At 39.2% G+C, this 16,420-nt stretch carries 18 protein-coding genes; 7 read left to right on the top strand and 11 right to left on the bottom strand.

Annotation, left to right across the window (positions count from 1 at the left end):
* The first annotated feature begins 34 nt into the window (after positions 1 to 34).
* The 6 genes from KQI66_RS07965 to KQI66_RS07940 all read left to right on the top strand — a co-directional run bounded on the left by KQI66_RS07965 (position 35) and on the right by KQI66_RS07940 (position 5,537).
* A complete protein-coding gene (locus tag KQI66_RS07965; RefSeq protein ID WP_216428375.1) occupies positions 35 to 1,138 on the top strand; it encodes a C40 family peptidase in 1,104 nt (367 codons plus the stop codon).
* A 77-nt stretch (positions 1,139 to 1,215) separates the two neighbouring features.
* A complete protein-coding gene (locus tag KQI66_RS07960) occupies positions 1,216 to 1,776 on the top strand; it encodes a phosphatase PAP2 family protein (protein WP_216428373.1) in 561 nt (186 codons plus the stop codon).
* Between the two features lie 114 nt (positions 1,777 to 1,890).
* The gene (spoIVB, locus tag KQI66_RS07955) at positions 1,891 to 2,961 is read left to right on the top strand and encodes a SpoIVB peptidase (RefSeq protein ID WP_216428371.1); all 1,071 of its coding nucleotides are present in this window, start codon (positions 1,891 to 1,893) and stop codon (positions 2,959 to 2,961) included.
* 152 nt (positions 2,962 to 3,113) lie between these two features.
* Entirely contained in the window at positions 3,114 to 4,076 is a 963-nt protein-coding gene (locus KQI66_RS07950; protein WP_216428369.1) for a TAXI family TRAP transporter solute-binding subunit, read from the top strand.
* The gene (gltS, locus tag KQI66_RS07945) at positions 4,073 to 5,260 is read left to right on the top strand and encodes a sodium/glutamate symporter (protein ID WP_216428368.1); all 1,188 of its coding nucleotides are present in this window, start codon (positions 4,073 to 4,075) and stop codon (positions 5,258 to 5,260) included. Before KQI66_RS07950 ends, gltS begins: the two co-directional genes overlap by 4 nt.
* A 79-nt stretch (positions 5,261 to 5,339) precedes the next feature.
* Complete coding sequence (locus KQI66_RS07940) at positions 5,340 to 5,537, top strand: hypothetical protein (RefSeq protein WP_216428366.1); 198 nt, start codon at positions 5,340 to 5,342, stop codon at positions 5,535 to 5,537.
* Positions 5,538 to 5,602: 65 nt separating this feature from the next.
* Here KQI66_RS07940 and KQI66_RS07935 read toward each other — a convergent pair whose 3' ends face one another.
* The 4 genes from KQI66_RS07935 to KQI66_RS07920 all read right to left on the bottom strand — a co-directional run bounded on the left by KQI66_RS07935 (position 5,603) and on the right by KQI66_RS07920 (position 9,348).
* Complete coding sequence (locus tag KQI66_RS07935) at positions 5,603 to 6,634, bottom strand: glycosyltransferase (protein ID WP_330655091.1); 1,032 nt, start codon at positions 6,632 to 6,634, stop codon at positions 5,603 to 5,605.
* 42 nt (positions 6,635 to 6,676) lie between these two features.
* The gene (locus KQI66_RS07930) at positions 6,677 to 7,285 is read right to left on the bottom strand and encodes a TVP38/TMEM64 family protein (protein WP_253287708.1); all 609 of its coding nucleotides are present in this window, start codon (positions 7,283 to 7,285) and stop codon (positions 6,677 to 6,679) included.
* Positions 7,286 to 7,415: 130 nt separating this feature from the next.
* Complete coding sequence (locus KQI66_RS07925; RefSeq protein WP_216428362.1) at positions 7,416 to 8,489, bottom strand: GGDEF domain-containing protein; 1,074 nt, start codon at positions 8,487 to 8,489, stop codon at positions 7,416 to 7,418.
* A 145-nt stretch (positions 8,490 to 8,634) separates the two neighbouring features.
* Entirely contained in the window at positions 8,635 to 9,348 is a 714-nt protein-coding gene (locus tag KQI66_RS07920; RefSeq protein WP_216428361.1) for a M48 family metallopeptidase, read from the bottom strand.
* 196 nt (positions 9,349 to 9,544) lie between these two features.
* Here KQI66_RS07920 and KQI66_RS07915 point away from each other — a divergent pair, with 196 nt between their 5' ends.
* Complete coding sequence (locus KQI66_RS07915) at positions 9,545 to 11,482, top strand: NAD(+) synthase (RefSeq protein ID WP_216428359.1); 1,938 nt, start codon at positions 9,545 to 9,547, stop codon at positions 11,480 to 11,482.
* 44 nt (positions 11,483 to 11,526) lie between these two features.
* Here KQI66_RS07915 and KQI66_RS07910 read toward each other — a convergent pair whose 3' ends face one another.
* From KQI66_RS07910 to cmk, 7 genes are all read right to left on the bottom strand, one after another.
* A complete protein-coding gene (locus tag KQI66_RS07910; RefSeq protein WP_216428356.1) occupies positions 11,527 to 11,715 on the bottom strand; it encodes a hypothetical protein in 189 nt (62 codons plus the stop codon).
* 17 nt (positions 11,716 to 11,732) lie between these two features.
* The gene (locus tag KQI66_RS07905) at positions 11,733 to 12,314 is read right to left on the bottom strand and encodes a TlpA family protein disulfide reductase (RefSeq protein WP_216428354.1); all 582 of its coding nucleotides are present in this window, start codon (positions 12,312 to 12,314) and stop codon (positions 11,733 to 11,735) included.
* Positions 12,298 to 13,140 (bottom strand): 4Fe-4S binding protein, encoded by an 843-nt coding sequence (locus tag KQI66_RS07900; protein WP_216428352.1) that lies wholly within the window; start codon positions 13,138 to 13,140, stop codon positions 12,298 to 12,300. The genes KQI66_RS07905 and KQI66_RS07900 overlap by 17 nt, the downstream gene beginning before the upstream one ends.
* A 1-nt stretch (position 13,141) precedes the next feature.
* Positions 13,142 to 13,282 carry a CD1871A family CXXC motif-containing protein gene (locus KQI66_RS07895; protein WP_216428351.1) on the bottom strand — a complete coding sequence of 47 codons (141 nt, stop codon included), beginning with the start codon at positions 13,280 to 13,282 and terminating at the stop codon, positions 13,142 to 13,144.
* A gap of 9 nt (positions 13,283 to 13,291) precedes the next feature.
* Positions 13,292 to 13,600, bottom strand: coding sequence for a heavy metal-binding domain-containing protein (locus tag KQI66_RS07890; protein WP_216428349.1), 309 nt, complete (start codon positions 13,598 to 13,600; stop codon positions 13,292 to 13,294).
* A gap of 153 nt (positions 13,601 to 13,753) precedes the next feature.
* A complete protein-coding gene (locus KQI66_RS07885; RefSeq protein ID WP_216428347.1) occupies positions 13,754 to 15,703 on the bottom strand; it encodes a bifunctional 4-hydroxy-3-methylbut-2-enyl diphosphate reductase/30S ribosomal protein S1 in 1,950 nt (649 codons plus the stop codon).
* Positions 15,703 to 16,380 carry a (d)CMP kinase gene (cmk, locus tag KQI66_RS07880; protein WP_216428345.1) on the bottom strand — a complete coding sequence of 226 codons (678 nt, stop codon included), beginning with the start codon at positions 16,378 to 16,380 and terminating at the stop codon, positions 15,703 to 15,705. The genes KQI66_RS07885 and cmk overlap by 1 nt, the downstream gene beginning before the upstream one ends.
* Between the last annotated feature and the right edge of the window lie 40 nt (positions 16,381 to 16,420).

Here is a 16,420-nt window from a genome sequence, read left to right as displayed (position 1 = left end):
AATTTGTAATAATTTAATTTGGAGGCAATACTAAATGAATATAAATAGAATTCTTGTTAACTCGACGGTTGTAGGCTGTGTGTTTGCGGCCTGCTTTTCTGCAACAGCATTAGCTGCCACACACGGAACTCTTAACGACAGCGGAGTTAATGTAAGAGCCGAAAGCAACACTTCATCTACTATTGTGGACAAGCTTAACGAAGGCGATATGGTTGAAATTCTCGATAAAAGAGGAAACTGGTTCAATGTATCCTATGCAGATAAGAACAGTGCATATATCTACGAAGATTACATTGAAATAACAGAAACAGATGTTACAGTCATTGACGAAAAAGTAAGCTTAAGAGAGGCTCCAGGCGAAAACACAGGAAAGCTTGACCGACTCAACAAAGGCGATGTTGTAACAGCAAAAGGAATTGCCGGTGACTGGCTCCTTGTAAATTCAAAAGGCACAGAAGGCTATATTCCCGCAAGCAGTGTTGACGGAGATTACATAGATTGTCTCAGTGAGGTTGATTATGCAACGGCAGTAACAGAGGATTATGGTTTTGTTACTGCGGTTACGGGACTTAACTTCAGAACAGAACCTACTCTTGACGGAGATATAATCAGTGTTCTCCCCTACATGACAAAGGCAGAAATCATTGACAGCGATGATGAATGGGTACATATTTTAACTGATGACGGAAGCGAAGGCTATGTCAGTGCAGAATATTTCGATGTTAAAACAGACGAAGATTCGGAAGAGGCTCTCACAAAGGGTGGACAGCTTATAAATTATGCAAAGCAGTTCTTAGGCACACCTTATGTATGGGGCGGCACAGATCTTTCATCGGGCGTTGACTGCTCAGGCTTTGTATACTGCGTATTCAAAAATGCCGAAGGAATTTCTCTTACACGTTCTTCTGCCGGAATGGCTGCAAACGACGGATATTTAATCGACAAGAGCGAGCTTCAGGCTGGCGACCTTGTTTTCTTCGATAACGACGGAAACGGAACAATCGACCATGTCGGAATTTATATGTACGACGGTTACTATATCCACTCTTCATCAGGAATCAAAGACGGCGTAATAATAAGCACACTCAGTGATCCTTACGGATTATCTTCATTCGCTTATGCTAAGAGAGTTCTTTAAAAAATAAAAATATTAACAAGAAGTCAACCCTGTATTACAAATTGATACAGGGTTAATTTATTATAAAAGGAGAGTTTATGGGAATTATATATAGTATTGATTACAGTATACTTATGTTCCTCCAGGAGCATATAAGAAACGATATACTGACGGGAATTTTCAAATTTATTACCATGCTTGGAAACGGTGGCTGGTTCTGGATAGTATTATCGCTTTTACTTTTAATAAATAAAAAAACAAGAAAAATCGGCTTAACCGCAATTATCGCACTCATCATAGGTGCTCTGATAACAAACGTATGCCTTAAAAACATGGTTGCGAGAATACGTCCTTATGACAGATACAGCGATATTATTCCGCTTATCGCTAAACCGAAGGATTTCTCATTTCCTTCCGGACATAGCTGTGCATCCTTTGCGGCTGCATTTGTCTATTTCAAGCTTATGCCTAAAAAAATCGGTATTCCTGCTGTAATTCTTGCGGCACTTATCGCCTTTTCAAGATTATATATTGGCGTACATTATCCGACAGACGTTCTTTTCGGAATTTTGATAGGAATATTTTCGGCATATATGGCGGTAATTATTTATAAAAAATATTTGAATAGAAACGAAACCATAGATATTCGGAACCGATAAATATATATGTTAAATTTAAAAAACATTGCCTGTATAGCTTATCTGTATCAAGGTTAAATTAAAATCGTGCAGAAAACAATTCTGCATAAGCCGAGGTATGGGAAGTGATCAGGTATGCCGGAAAACGGCAAGGTTTTAAAAAAAATCATCAGCTTAACTTTTATTACTGCATGTATGACCTTGACAGCATCGTGCTCAAATGTCAATGACAAAAAAATTACAGCTTCGGCTTCGACAATTTCCGATGACAACACCACAGACGAGCTTATTCCCGGCGGACAGGTTATCGGCGTAACTATGGAAAGCAGCGGAATACTTGTGCTCGGAACAGGCAGTGTTACCGGAGAGGACAGGCATGTTTACACTCCGGCAGGCGATACACTGAAAGCCGGAGATATTATTCTTATGGCAGACGGCATTGAGCTGAACGATAAAGAGGCTCTTATGAATGCGGTTGACAACTGCAACAGCTCAATAACACTCACTGTTTTAAGAAAGGACAGCACTCTGGACATAAAGCTGACTCCGGTAAAATGCATTGAGGACGGAAGTCAGAAAATAGGTGTATGGGTAAGGGACAGCACACAAGGTATAGGCACGCTGACATATATAAATCCCGATGACATGACCTTCGGTGCTCTCGGTCACGGCGTATATGATGCCGATACCGAAAAGCTTATGTCTCTCAAGGAAGGCAGTCTTGTCGGCAGTTCGCTCAGCGGAATAAGAAAAAGCCAGAAAGGCAGTCCCGGAGAACTGACAGGTATATTGAACAAAAACATTGTCTACGGCAATGTGATTTCCAACACCGGGCATGGCATATACGGTAGTATTGAAAATAACTCCTTTGCTGAAAATGCCGAAACTCTGCCGGTTGCCGATTTTGACGAGGTAACGACAGGCGATGCCGTAATACGTTGTTCTCTTGACGGAATTAACGTAGAGGAATACAAAATACAGATAAAAGATATAAATAAAAATGCGGAAAACTCCGATAAATGCCTTGTATTGAAAATAACTGATGACCGGCTTATCGACAAAGCCGGCGGTATTGTCCAAGGCATGAGCGGCTCCCCTATTATCCAGAACGGAAAAATCATCGGTGCGGTAACGCATGTATTCGTAAATGAACCGACTAAGGGATATGGAATATTTATCGGTGATATGCTAAAAGCAGAAAAATAAAATATTTTTTACAGTACAAAATTTAAGTTAAATGTATCATTTACACTGCCAAAGTATATATATTGACACACTTTATATTGTACTGTATAATAAAAAAATCATCGGGGAATTGGACGTTGTCCAATTCCCTGCTTTGTTTGGAGGAATAAATATTGAAATTCAAATCAGCTTTAATACTGTTTGGTTGTACCATAATACTTCTTTCCGGCTGTTCGGCATCCGGAAGTGAAAGAATAAGAACCGGAACCGCCGGAATAGGCGGTACATACTATTCATTCGGAACTGCATTTGCCGGAGTTTTTGACGAGGAAACAGATAAAATAGAGCTTGATGTTAAAGCGACAGCCGGTTCTGCCGCAAATCTCCGATTAATGCCTAAAAAATACATTCAGCTTGCAATAGCACAATCAGACTTAATATATACGGCTTATAACGACGATACAACCGACGGAAAAGATACCTTCAGTGCCGTTGCCGGATTATATCCGGAGGTATGCCACATAGTCGTGCAAAAGGATTCCGACATACAGACAATATCTGACTTGAAAGGCAGAAAGGTCGGCATAGGCGAAGAAGAATCCGGAACAGAAATAAATGCAGAACATATACTGCTTTCGGAAGGTCTTACTCTCGACATGATAGACGGAAAAAATCTCAACTACTCAGAGGCCGCAGAAGCACTCAAAAACGGAGAAATAGATGCAATGTTCTGTACTTCCGGTTTTCCCGTTCCCGTTCTCAGCGACTTATCGGGAAATTGTGACGTAAGACTTATAGGTATTGATGATAACGCATTGGAAACAATAATGAACAATTACGACAGCTATGACATATGCACAATACCTGCCGGAACATATTACGGACAAACTGAGGACATAAAAACAATCGGTGTAAAAGCCGTACTTATAGCAAGCGATAGCCTTTCTGACGAAACCGTATACAAAATAACGGAAAAACTTTTTGAAAACGGAACGGCTATTCAATATTCCGTACCGACAAAAATGGCTATAAGCGAGGAATATGCAACCGACGGAATAAACATTCCTTTCCATAAAGGTGCTGCCGAATATTATGCCGAAAAGGGAATAACTGTTGAAAGTGAGGAAAAGAAATGATAATTAATCTTGATATGTATCAGACGGTAGCCGTAGCCGTTCTTGTTCTTTTTCTCGGTCTTATGCTCAGAAGGAAAATACGTGTGCTCGAAAGATTTTGTATTCCGGCACCTGTTATCGGCGGACTTATATTTGCCATAATATCCTGCGTACTTTACGAAACAAATATATGTGAAATAAATTTTGATGAAACTCTGCGAAATGTCTGCATGGTTATGTTCTTCACATCGGTAGGCTTTCAGGCAAATTTAAAGATACTCAAAAGTGGCGGAAAAGCAATGATAATATTTCTTGGTGCCGTTTTCGTGCTCATTGTCTGCCAGAACTTTCTTGCCGTCGGATTATCCAAATTACTTGGCATTGATCCGATGATAGGCATGTGTACCGGCTCAATACCTATGGTCGGCGGACATGGTACAGCCGGAGCCTTCGGTGCCGATTTAGAGGACCTCGGCGTTGCCGGAGCAAGCACGCTTTGTACTGCCGCCGCAACCTTCGGTCTTATTGCCGGAAGCCTTATGGGCGGCCCTTTGGGAAGAAAGCTTATATTAAAGCACGACTTACTTAGAACCGTCGTTGATGCAGACGATACATTTCTTGAGGAAGAAGAAGAAAAACACGAAAAGAATTACTCAATGTATGCCTCTGCCGTTTATCAGCTTGTTCTCGCAATAGGAATCGGAACAGTATTTTCAATGTTGCTCAACAAAACAGGAATGACATTTCCGGTTTATATCGGTGCAATGATAGCTGCGGCTCTTATGCGAAATATAAGCGAATTCACAGGAAAATTCACTATACACATGGGCGAAATAAACAATCTCGGCGGTATATGTCTTAACCTTTTTCTCGGCATAGCAATGATAACTCTTAAGCTCTGGCAGCTTGCGGATCTTGCTCTGCCGATGATAATACTTCTTCTCGGTCAGACCTTATTTATGATGTTCTTTGCATATTTTGTTGTATTCAACATAATGGGAAGAGATTACGATGCAGCAGTGCTTACCGCCGGAACATGTGGTTTCGGTATGGGTGCAACACCGAATGCCATGGCCAACATGCAGGCAATAACGGACAAATATGCTCCTTCTGTAAAAGCATATCTGCTTGTACCGCTTGTAGGAAGCTTGTTTGCCGATTTCATTAACAGTCTGACAATAACATTATTTATTAATTTCTTATAATATATTGGTAAAAGCCGACTTTGATGTTATAATCAGCTTAAGAACATTTAAACATTAAAGCTGCTTAGGAGTGGATAAGATGGATAAAAAAAATAAGCTTAAACATAGTATAGAAATTGATTTTGATTCGCTTGCTGTTCCTGAGATTCATATAAGGAAAAAGCATAACAACGAGCCCAAAAAAGACAAGGACAATTCCGAGGATAACAAGCACAGCGTTGAGATAAGCTACGACAACCTTGCTGTTCCGGAAATACATATAAAGCACAAAAAATAAATCTAAAAATCTATACATTACAAAATGCCGACGGATTGCTCCATCGGCATTAATTTTATAATTATTTATAATTTATCATTATTTCCGGCAAGCTTTACTCCGTTAAGCTTATGTACTGCCGCATAATTATTTATCGTGTCATTATAAATTTTTTTAAGCTTATTCCCTATTTTATATATTTCTCTCTGTTTGGCAACAGAATAACCGTTTTCGGTTATATCCGGTTTTTCTCCGGCAATTATCTGTTTGATTTCTGTTTCAAACTCATCTATGCTGTCTGCCTTATACACATCTCTGTCTTTTTTCAGCCAATCGCTGTATACAGGAATGTCTCTCAACAGCACAGGAGTTTTCATTGCAAGTGCTTCAAGCACAACTATGCCCTCTGTTTCTTCCTTGGACATAAACAAAAATAAATCGCAAGCCGCATATGCTTCTTTTAAATCATCTTTACTTGCATATCCTGCAAAGCATAGATTCGGAAGCTTGGTTTCAACCACTTTTCTTACGTTCAACGGAACTGTGTTAAGATTTGTTTCACCGAACCATATAAATTTATACTGAGGCATTCTTTTCGCAAGCTCAACAAAATCACAAACGCCTTTACGCTCTATTGTAAGGCCGACAGACATTATAATTTTATCATCGTCACTGTAACCGTATTTTTTACGGAAATTCTCTGCATTTGTTTTTTCTCTATTATAATAATTAAGGTCAATGCCGTTTGATACGGCTTCAATTCTTTTTTTAATTCCGTATGACATCAAAAGCTGTTTGGAATATTCTGTCGGTGTAACAATAACATCACCTAAGCTATAACAAAACTTAAGCCATTTTCCGAATGCATTCGCAAAAAGATTTGAACCGATATAAGAATTTTTAAAATCCTCTCTTGTTGAATGTGCGTGGTATATAACCGGAATATTTCTTATATGCGCTCTTAAAGCAAGAATAGCCGATTTCGGAAATACCGTATTTATATGTACAATATCGGCATCATTAATATTGTCGGTCAGTTCGATACCGTTTTTTTCGGCAGCATTGCGCTGATGATGTATCGCCCGTCCGACACCGCTTTTTTCAATAAGCTTCTGCATTTCCGAATACAAATAAACCCTCATAAAACTCCCTTACTTTCCCTAAATTTGTGTAAGCATTGAAAATGCCTTTTGTAAAACAGTATTAAGTCCCATACTGTATAAAAATATAGCCGCCGGTTTTCCGAGAAGAATAATAGTCACGAATTTCTTTAAATCCATCTTGCTTATTCCGGCAAGATAACAAAGAAAATCATCAGGTGCTACCGGAAGAAAAATAAGCAATGCAAATATTTTTTCAAATCTGTTTTCCATCTCAAGATATTTGCTGTATTTGTCATAAAATTTTTCGCCTGTCATCTGTATTACCAGCCTTTGTCCGAATCGTCTTGCTATTAAAAAAGCTCCGATGGATCCGATACAAATTCCTATATAGTTAAAAATAAATCCCTTTAACGGTCCCCAAAACATAACTCCGTAAACACAACCTACCGCACCGGGCAGAATAGGAATAATTACCTGAACAGCCTGAATAAAAACAAAGAACAACGGTGCAAATATTCCGCAGGAATTTAAAAACAATTCCATCTGTGTTTCATCGGTAAAAATACCCTTTTTATATCCGATAACGGTCAAAACAACAGTTATTGCCGTACATACTATCAGCAAAATCTTCTTATATAAATCAATCGAATTATTATTCTTATTCATAGAGATACCTTCTTTGTATTCTTTTCTGCTTATATGCCGAACCTCCTTTTATCTCACCATGATAACTATAAGCAACAAGATTAAACATATAATATATATTTTATAAACAATTTGCAAACAATATTTAATTTTATCTTACAGCATTTTCGCCCTTCATTTCCGCCTTGCATTTATACATATTTTTATCGGCTTTTTCGAGAAGTATCTTTAAATTACTCTCACTGTAAGATGACGAAACCGCATATCCGTAAGCATACTCAAGGTGAAGCTGTTTACTGAATTTATTATAGTTATCGGCATTTTCCTTGACTGCTTTAAGTACCTCTTTTGTGGTGTCTTCATCGGCATTTTCCAATATTGCTATAAATTCATCACCACCGTATCTTCCGACAAAGTATTTTTCCGGAATTGCCGTTCTTATTATGCTTGCAAAGTTCATAATAAGCGTATCTCCGGCAATATGTCCCAACGTATCATTTACTTCTTTAAGTCCGTTAAGGTCAAATATAACAACAGAAGTAGTTTCTGTAAGACTTTTCCTGTTCATAAGAAGTTCTTCACATCTGCTCTTGTTCGGAAGACCTGTATGCAGGTCAATATAAGCTTTTTTCGCAAGCTCCTTATTATTTTTCATAAGCATTATTTCATCAACGGATTGTTTGATGAGCATTATAACAATAAGCACCATTACAACAGTCATTATCTTTTCTATACGACTTATTTTCATTGCACACTCCTGTGAATAATCTTCTGCCGCACCTACCGTCTGATCCGCAAGATTAAAATACTCTTCACTCATGGAAATAATGTCCGTATTTTCATAACCGACCTCGCGGACCTTTTTTATCTCGTCTTTAAGCTCATCCCAATAGGCATTAAGAGTATTAAGTCTTTCATTATAAACCTCATCATCAAGCTTTGTAAGCTCATACTTGCCGCCTCCGTGCATAAGTCCGGAAAATATGTCATCAAGATATTCGATAAGGTCATCGTTCCCCTGTCCGGCTATTTCAAGCTTCATTTCTCTTTGAGTTGCACCTCGTATAATTCCGGCATAATTAACGACTCTTGCATTGCCCTGTATTTTATTAACCTCACCCATCATAGCAACCGTAAGAGAAATCAGTATAATTATCAATACAGCACTTATTATATTTTCGAATTTGTCCTTTTTATTGTGTTTATCAGCATCAGTATGGCTCATAGCTATTTCTCCTTAATAGGCTCCATGTTATTGTACTACACCGTATCATATGTATCTATTGTTTATTACAATATTATAGCACAAAAAAAGCCGATTTACGGCTTTTTTAATATATTATTATGAAATTTGTAATGATTCTCCTGCTTTATCTTATACCATCCTGCCATTTTGTTTCAAGCATATTTTTTCTTTCTCTCCAATCCGGCATAAGTTTGTCAAGAACAGAGTAGAACTTAGCCGAATGATCGGGATATACAAAATGAATAAGCTCATGCAGAACAACGTGGTCAATACATCTCATTTCCGCTTTCATCATCTGTACATTAAGCCCTATTCTGTGCTTATCGGTGTTGCAGCTTCCCCAGCGGCTTGTCATGTTTCTTACATATATTTCCGGACGTTCAATTTTGTATTCCTTTGCAAGCTCAAGCATCCGTGTAAGCGAATTTTCGAACACAGGCTTTGCCGCCTCCGACAGCCAGTTTATATATTTCGGTTTTAAATTTTCATCGCCGTAGCGTGCCAGAACAACTATATTTCCGTCCTCAACGAACGCCTCGAATCGGCTACCTCTTTCAAATTTAAGTGTATATTCGTGTCCGAGTATGTAAGCTGTCTTTCCGTCGTAAAATCCGTCATCGGGCATATTTTCATGTGCCTTTTCAAAATCAGCAAGCTTTCTGAATATCCATTCAGCCTTTTGTTCCACAAAGCTGTCCGCCATTTCTCCGGTATATGAAAGCGGTGTTGTAACGCTGATTTCTCCGTCTTTTTTAATTCGTATATACGCATTTTTTATATTTTTCGGAACATACTCATATTCAAGTCTTAGTCCGCAGTAATTTATAAATCTTGTCATCTGAATCTCACCTGTAAAAACAATTAGTAAATATATTTTACAATTACATATGAGTTTTTTCAATACTTTTACATATAAATACAATGTAACAAAATAAGCTGTCCGGGGATTTTATAATCAATATTTTTCCTTGACATTTCATACACTAAAACCGATAATTTATTAATAGATAACTTTCGATAAAAGGAGATAATATATGTACGGTTTTGTCAGAACAGCGGCCGCCATCCCAAAGCTTCGTGTGGCTGACTGCGATTATAATACAAAAGAAATAATTACGCTAATAAACAGTGCATTTCAAAAAGAGGTTGACTTATGCGTATTTCCGGAGCTTTGTATAACCGGTTATACCTGTGCCGATCTTTTTCTTCAGAGCACACTTATTGCCGCCGCAGAGGAAAGCCTTGAAAAAATCGTAACGGCAACCGTCGGAAAAAACATGGTGGTTGTTGTCGGTCTTCCTATAAACATAGGGAACAAGCTTTACAACTGCTCTGTTGCGATATACGAAGGCGAAATACTCGGTGCCGTTCCGAAAACACATATTCCGAACTACGGCGAATACTACGAAAAACGCTGGTTCAAGAGCGGTAAAAAGCTCAACGGCTGTATAGCTCTCTGCGACCAGAGCGTTCCCATAGGCACAAATCTTCTTTTTGCCGCAGAAGGAATTGACAACTTCACCTTCGGAATAGAAATATGCGAGGATTTATGGGTAAATATTCCGCCAAGCTGTAACCTTACTCTCGGCGGTGCATTGATAATTGCAAACACATCGGCAAGCAACGAGCTTGCCTCCAAAAACGAATACAGACGTTCACTTGTTGCCAACCAGTCCGCAAGATGTATATGCGGCTATGTATACTGCTCGGCAGGCATAGGTGAATCAACACAGGACATGGTTTTCAGCGGACATTCGCTCATATGCGAAAACGGCTCTGTTTTGAACGAAAGTGACCGCTTCTTAAATGAAAACAGTCTTATCATTTCGGATATAGACACAGATTTACTCGTAAACGACAGACGCAAAAATACAAGCTACTGCGATGATGATACTGCTCCGGAAATGAATATTATCGGCTTCGGAATGTATGACAGAGTTAAAAAAGGTCTTGAGCGTTATATATGTCCTCACCCGTTTATACCGAAAAATGATTCCGTACTCAACGAAAGATGCAGTGACATTTTCGCAATACAGTACACAGGCCTTGCAAAGCGTATTATGCACACAAATGCCAAATCGCTCGTAATCGGCATTTCCGGCGGACTGGATTCGACTCTTGCACTTCTTGTTGCCGTAAGAGCCTGCGATTATCTCAAGCTTGACAGAAAAACAGTTATCGGCGTAACAATGCCGGGATTCGGAACAACGGACAGAACCTACAACAATGCAATATTCCTTATGCAGGCTTTAGGCGTAACCATAAAAGAAATCCCCATCGGTGAGGCGGCAATGCAGCATTTTGCAAGCATAGGACACAATCCCGAATTGCATGACATAACCTACGAAAACACGCAGGCCCGTGAGCGTACACAGATATTAATGGATCTTGCCAACAAGGAAAACGGTCTTGTTGTCGGCACAGGCGACCTTTCCGAGCTTGCTCTCGGCTGGGCAACATATAACGGCGATCATATGTCCATGTACGGAGTAAATTCCGGTGTACCTAAAACATTGGTAAGAGTACTTGTTAAATGGGTTGCCGAATACGAGAACCTTGATAAAGAGGTTAATGACGTTCTTTTTGACGTACTCGATACTCCGGTATCGCCGGAGCTTCTTCCGCCCGACAGCAGTAACAACATAAACCAGAAAACAGAGGAAATAGTAGGACCTTATGAATTGCATGATTTCTTCCTGTACTATGTTGTAAGATGCGGTTTTGAGCCGATAAAAATATATTATCTTGCACTCAATGCCTTTGACGGTGTTTATGATGACAAGACAATACTCAAATGGCTGAAAAACTTCTACCGCAGATTTTTTGCACAGCAGTTCAAGCGTTCATGCCTTCCTGACGGGCCTAAGGTCGGAACAATCAATCTTTCACCGAGAGGAGATTGGAGAATGCCTTCAGATGCAATGAACACCATATGGATGAAGGAGCTTGAAAATCTCGAAAAGAATAACTAAAAACAAACGGTCGGTACAAATTAATGTATCGGCCGTTTTAATCTCTATATTGCGGAACCACTGTTTATTACTGCTAATGATATATACACAATAGCACCAAAAATTATTCCGCATGCTATTTTCTTTTCTTCCGCTTTATCCTCATCTTTGCATCTTATTGCATTCACAAGCGTAATCGGAAACATAACACCTAAAATTGTTGCCACTATAATCATAATATCAATTAATGACATATTTTACCTCATATCAATTATTTATTTCCAAGCATTTCCTTTACAGCAGGCTCATAAACATCATTATACATTGAATCTGCATCGCTTGCACCCATATTAATGTATTTAACAACACCGTCTGCATCAATCATAATTGTAAGCGGTATTCCCTGTACATCATATTTGCTTGCCTCATCCTCTGAAATTTCAGCAAACTCAAATGTATAACCGTTTTCTGAAACAAAGTCTTCAATAGCTTCCTTTGTATCTCCGCCACAATCAAGTGCCAAAACTGTTATATCCTCACCATAGTTTTCTTTAAGCTTTTCAAAAGCAGGCATTTCACCTACACAAGGTTTGCACCATGTAGCCCAGAAATTCATAACAACAGGCTTGCCTTGATAATCGGAAAGCTTTTTCTCTGTTCCGTCCATAAGTGTGAATGTAATATCAGGTGCTGCTTCGCCTTCCTTTACTGTTCCTGTTTCACCACTTGCATTGTCCTCTTCAACCTGACTCTGGTTTGTATCTGTTGCATTGTTTTTGTTGGAATTTCCGCAAGCACTTAATGATAAACAAACTACCGCAAATAATACCGCTACTTTACTGAACTTTTTCATTTTTTAACTCTCCATTTCTTTTGTAAAATTCTCTTTTTGACATTATAGCATTTTTATGGCATTTAGCCTTACATTCTCCGCATTGTATACATTCCATATCTCCAACATGAGAAACGTCCATTTTACATTCTCTTATACAGCGTCCACAGTTATCACATTTTGTTTCATCAACACACACGCCCATAAACGCTATTTTATTGAAAAATGAATATATTGCACCAAGCGGACATATAAAACGACAAAAATCTCTGTATATAAATACCGCTCCGATAACAATTATACACAGAACTATGCTTTTCCATGTGAATAATGTTCCGAGCATAGCCGCTATCGACGGATTACCGAGAGCAAGCGGTATACCGCCTTCTATCGTTCCGGCAGGACAAATATATTTACAGAATGCCGGATATTCTTTTATTGCCGAAAGCACAAAAACAAAAACAACCAATATAACGTATTTAAGCTTAGATAATGCTTTTGTTACTTTATTCTTTTTTATTTTAGGCGACGGTATTTTATAAATAAGCTCTTGTATAAGTCCAAATGGACACAAAAATCCGCATATTACCCTACCGAATATAACACCTAACAGCAAAAGTGTGCCGACAATATAAAACGGTATTGTTTTTCCCGAAGAATATATGGCATTCTGAAAGCTACCGAGCGGACATGCGCCGACCGCACCGGGACAGGAATAACAATTAAGTCCGGGAACGCAGACATTTTTTATTTTTCCCTGATATATTTTGCCTTCCGCAAAGCCCTTGAAATTTGCATTATACAAAAGAGCCGATATCACCTGTATATATTTTCTTTTTAAGCTCATATCACCCAATTCCTATACACTCCAAACATATTCTTATTGCCTTATTGAATACGGCAGACATACTTCCGTTCATTACTCCGGCTATTATAAAAGCCACTCCAAGAACAAGTATAAACGACCGCACATATTTTACATTCATCATATGCACCTCTTATTTAAATTTTACTGCCGTTCCATAAGCCGTGACCTCAGATGCAGCCTGCATAACCGAGCTTGTGGTATATCTCATTCCGATTATCGCATCCGCACCGAGTCTTTCGGCAGCATTCACCATTCTGCCTGTTGCCGTTTCCACAGCCTCATCAATCATTTCCGTATAGCCTTTTATTTCGCCGCCGACAAGCGTTTTAAAGCTTGCGCCTATATCTCTGCCTATATTTTTGGAATTAACAGTTGTGCCTCTTACAATACCGAGAACGGTGTATTCCCTGCCTATGTTTTCAACCGTTGAAATAAGCATAATTCTCTCCTCCTATTCGTAAACACTATTTATTGATTATAATATACAATATATACTTATCTTTTACTATACACTTAAAATTTTTGTAAGAAAAAAGTACCTGACTTTTAAAAAGTCAGGTACTGATTAGTTAAAATTCAGCTCTGTTTAAGATTATTCTTCTGTAGCTGCTTCTTCAGCAGGAGCTTCAGCTTCTTTCTTTGAAAGGCTGATCTTCTTCTGCTCTGCGTTTACATCGATAACCTTAACCTTAATAACTTCACCGATCTTAAGCTCATCTTCGGGTTTTTCAACTCTCTTGTTAGCGATCTGTGAAATATGAACAAGTCCGTCAACGCCGGGTTCAAGTTCAACGAATGCACCGAAAGGTACCATACGAACAACCTTACCTTCAACGATTGAGCCAACAGCATACTTATCAGCAGCAAGTGACCAAGGGTTAGGTGTAACATCTTTAAGTGAAAGAGAAATTTTGCTCTTTTCTTTATCTACATCAAGAACAACAACTTCAACTGTGTCGCCTTCTGAAAGTACTTCCTTAGGGTTAGAAATTCTTCCCCAGCTCATTTCTGAGATATGGATAAGACCGTCTACTCCGCCAAGGTCAACAAATGCACCGAAGTCTGTAAGTCTTGAAACTGTTCCTGTAACCTTTTTGCCTACTTCAAGTTCAGCAAATACAGCAGCCTTCTTTTCTTCAGCTTCCTTAGCAAGAAGAGCCTTTCTTCCGCCGATAATACGACGTTTTGCTCTGTCAAGCTCAATGATGTTGAATGAAAGCTCTGTTCCTTTGTACACACTGAGGTCCTCTACAAATCTGCCTGAAACCTGTGAAGAAGGTATAAATACTCGGATTCCGTTAACAACGGCAATGAGTCCTCCCTTAACGATTTCTGTTACTTTACCTGTTACGACAGCTTTGTCCTCGTATGCTTTTTCGATATCCTCCATGCCCTTCTGTGATTCAACCTTTTTCTTGGAAAGAAGAACATTTCCGTCACCGTCGTTTACACGAACAACAAAAACTTCAATTTCATCGCCGGGCTGTACTGTCTTGCTGGGTACAACTGATGCATCACTGCTGAATTCTCCTCTGGGGATAATACCGTCTGACTTATAGCCAAGATTTACAGTAACTTCCTCGTTAGCAGTTGAGATAACAGTACCTTTGACAATATCACCTGTATGTAAAGTTACAAATGACTCGTTAAGCATCTGCTCAAATGTAAGCTCCTCACCCTCCATCGTATTTTTAACTCCGTCCATTTCGCTCATAGTAGTAATAACCTCCTTTATTATTGCAGGGGGCGTAGACGCTCCTGCAGTTATACCAATTTTATCATTAATTCCGTAATTATTCAACACTAAATCGTTAATTGTTTCGATATATGAAGTATTTTGGCAATTTTTATTACATATCTCAAATAATTTTTGCGTATTCGAGCTTCCTTTGTCCCCAATGACAAGCATTTTGTCAACATTTTGTGAAATTTTTACAGCTTCACTCTGACGTTCCTCTGTAGCTGAACAAATAGTATTAAAAGCCTCGACATTTTTAAGGCTGTTTTTTATTACCAAAAGTATATCGTTATACTTACTTTCTCTGAATGTGGTCTGAACTACGACCACATAGCATTTATTTTTGTCCATTCCGATAACATGCTTTTCAGCATCCTCGGTATTATCGGTTATCCATGCACTGTTTTCGCACCAGCCGTTTATTCCCATAACCTCCGGGTGCTTTGCATCGCCGATAATTATTATATCGTTTCCTGCCTCTTTTTTCTCATGCACAATGTTGTGTATCTTTTTTACAAATGGACAGGTTCCGTCAACATAATGTATTCCTCTTGCCTCAAGCTCGTCATAAACAGCCTTGCCTACTCCGTGCGAACGTATTATAACCGTTCCGTCCTCACAGCCCTCAAGGCTGTCAACGGACTTAACACCCTTTGCGGCAAGATCGGCATTTACATTTTTGTTATGGATAAGCGGACCATAGGTATATATTTTTCCGCCCTTTTCTATTTCCTTATAGCAGGCCTCGATTGCCCTGTTCACACCGAAGCAGAAACCGGCCGACTTTGCAAGTATAATCTCCATTATATTTCACCTGTCTTTTCTTTTACGACTTCAAGCACCTTATCCGCAACCTCGTCAACGGTAAGTCCCGTTGTGTCGATTTCAACGGCATCATCGGCTTTTCTTAACGGATTATACTCTCTTGTCATGTCATTATGGTCACGAACCTTAATCTGCTCAACAACCTCTTCCAGTGAACAGCTTTTTCCTGCAAGCTCAAATTCCTTAAGTCTGCGTTTTGCTCTTTCCTCAACATGGGCGTTGAGATATATTTTTACCTCTGCCTTCGGAAGCACGACTGTTCCAATATCCCTTCCGTCCATAACAACGGATATTTTGGCCGCCATTTCCTGCTGGATTTCAACAAGCCTGTCCCTTACCGGCACAAAGGTTCCGACATCCGACGCACCCTGTCCTACCTCGGCTGTTCTTATGAACGCAGTTACGTCCTCGCCGTTAAGAAGCATATGCTGAACACCGTCCTTCATTTCAATATCAAGCTTTATGCTTTTGAGTGCCTCAGCAACAGCCTGTCCGTCCGTTGTCGGTATTCCGTTTTTAATGCAGTAATATGCAACGGTTCTGTACATTGCACCTGTATCAACATAAACAATTCCGAGTCTTTCCGATAATATTTTTGCAATAGTGCTTTTTCCACTTCCGGCAGGGCCGTCAATGGCTATCGAATAAACCTTCATAAATCTCACCTATCCTAATGTAGTTATCTTAATGTGTTAT

It is taken from the genome of Anaerotignum sp. MSJ-24, from assembly GCF_018918145.1.
Taxonomy (GTDB): Bacteria; Bacillota; Clostridia; order Lachnospirales; family Anaerotignaceae; genus Metalachnospira.
This window is presented reverse-complemented; position numbering and strand designations above follow the sequence as displayed.